This window comes from Aureivirga sp. CE67 (genome assembly GCF_015767245.1).
Lineage (GTDB): Bacteria > Bacteroidota > Bacteroidia > Flavobacteriales > Flavobacteriaceae > Aureivirga.
This window is the reverse complement of the sequence record NZ_JADOTV010000043.1, coordinates 1-2,692: the sequence shown is the minus strand read 5'-3', so window position 1 is coordinate 2,692 and position 2,692 is coordinate 1. Positions and strand designations below refer to the sequence as shown.

The window sequence follows — 2,692 nt, the reverse complement described above, 5'->3', positions numbered from 1 at the left end:
TAATGATGATACGGATGGAAACACGGAAGACGATCCGACAGAAATTACGATTTCAGAAGATCCTTCGATAGAAGTAGTGAAAACAGTAACGAGTGATGTTTCAAACCTAGCAGTTGGAGATGTTGTTACTTATACTGTTTTAGTAAGCAATACCGGAAATGTTACTTTAGATAATGTTTCGATAGTCGATACTTTAACGGAATTGGATGGAACTTCGAATCCACAAACTTTAGCAAGTATTTTTGATTCTTCTTCTATGGGAAGTTTAGAAGGAATCTTACAAGTAGGAGAAGTTGCTACTTATACCGTTTCTTATACCGTAACTCAATCGGATATTGATAATGGAGGATTTGCGAATAGTGTTTTTGCAAGTGGAGATTCTCCAGAAAACACAAAAGTTGAAGACACTTCTGATGATAATGATGATACAGATGGAAATACGGAAGATGACCCAACCGAAGTTACGATTTCAGAAGATCCTTCAATTGAAGTAGTAAAAACAGTAACAAGTGATGTTTCAAACCTAGCAGTAGGAAGTGAAGTTACTTATACTGTTTTAGTAAGCAATACCGGAAATGTTACTTTAGATAATGTTTCGATTGTCGATACTTTAACGGAATTAGATGGAACTTCGAATCCACAAACATTAGCAAGTATTTTTGATTCTTCTTCAATGGGAAGTTTAGAAGGAATCTTGCAAGTAGGAGAAGTTGCTACTTATACCGTTTCTTATACTGTAACACAATCAGATATTGATAATGGAGGATTTGCAAATAGTGTTTTTGCAAGTGGAGATTCTCCAGAAGATACTACGGTTGAAGATATTTCGGATGATAATGATGATGCGGATGGAAATACGGAAGACGATCCAACCGAAGTTACGATTTCAGAAGATCCTTCAATTGAAGTTATAAAAACAGTAACAAGTGATGTTTCAAACTTAGCAGTAGGAGATGTCGTTACTTATAGCATTTTAGTAAGCAATATCGGAAATGTTACTTTAGATAATGTTTCGATTGTCGATACTTTAACGGAATTAGATGGTACTTCGAATCCACAAACATTAGCAAGTATTTTTGATTCTTCTTCTATGGGAAGTTTAGAAGGAATCTTGCAAGTAGGAGAAGTTGCTACTTATACGGTTTCTTATACCGTGACGCAATTAGATATTGACAATGGAGGATTTGCGAATAGTGTTTTTGCAAGTGGAGATTCTCCAGAAGATACTACTGTGGAAGATGTTTCGGATGATAATGATGATGCGGATGGAAATACAGAAGATGATCCAACCGAAGTTACAATTTCAGAAGATCCTTCGATTGAAGTAGTGAAAACGGTAAGGAGTGATGTTTCAAACCTAGCAGTTGGAGATGTCGTTACTTATACAGTTTTAGTTAGTAATACTGGAAATGTTACTTTAGACAATGTTTCGATTGTCGATACTTTAACCGAATTAGATGGAACTTCGAATCCACAAACTTTAGCAAGTGTTTTTGACTCTTCTTCCATAGGAAGTTTAGAAGGAATCTTGCAAGTAGGCGAAGTTGCTACTTATACCGTTTCTTATACCGTAAGCCAATCAGATATTGACAATGGAGGATTTGCGAATAGTGTTTTTGCAAGTGGAGATTCTCCAGAAGATACGACGGTTGAAGATGTTTCGGATGATAATGATGATGCGGATGGAAATACGGAAGACGATCCAACCGAAGTTACGATTTCAGAAGATCCTTCAATTGAAGTAGTGAAAACAGTAACAAGTGATGTTTCAAACCTAGCAGTAGGAAGTGAAGTTACTTATACAGTTTTAGTAAGCAATACTGGAAATGTTACTTTAGATGATGTTTCGATTGTAGATACTTTAACCGAATTAGATGGAACTTCGAATCCACAAACATTAGCAAGTATTTTTGATTCTTCTTCCATGGGAAGTTTAGAAGGAATCTTGCAAGTAGGAGAAGTTGCTACTTATACAGTTTCTTATACCGTGACGCAATTAGATATTGACAATGGAGGATTTGCGAATAGTGTTTTTGCAAGTGGAGATTCTCCAGAAGATACTACTGTGGAAGATGTTTCGGATGATAATGATGATACGGATGGAAATACGGAAGACGATCCGACCGAAGTTACAATTTCAGAAGATCCTTCGATAGAAGTTGTAAAAACAGTGATAAGTGATGTTTCAAATATCGAAGTAGGAGATGTCGTTACTTATACAGTTTTAGTAAGCAATACCGGAAATGTTACTTTAGATAATGTTTCGATTGTAGATACTTTAACGGAATTAGATGGAACTTCGAATCCACAAACATTAGCAAGTATTTTTGATTCTTCTTCTATGGGAAGTTTAGAAGGAATCTTGCAAGTAGGAGAAGTTGCTACTTATACCGTTTCTTATACCGTAACGCAATCGGATATTGACAATGGAGGATTTGCGAATAGTGTTTTTGCAAGTGGAGATTCTCCAGAAGATACCACTGTAGAAGATGTATCGGATGATAATGATGATGCGGATGGAAACACGGAAGACGATCCAACCGAAGTTACGATTTCAGAAGATCCTTCAATTGAAGTAGTGAAAACAGTAACGAGTGATGTTTCAAACTTATCAGTAGGAAGTGAAGTTATTTATACTGTTTTAGTAAGCAATACTGGAAATGTCACTTTAGATAATGTTTCGATTGTAGAT

1 protein-coding gene is annotated in these 2,692 nt (G+C 35.9%); it reads left to right on the top strand.

The window, feature by feature from the left end:
• Positions 1–2,692: DUF11 domain-containing protein (locus tag I0K12_RS21895; RefSeq protein ID WP_196890315.1), on the top strand; the 2,692-nt coding region annotated here is incomplete at both ends.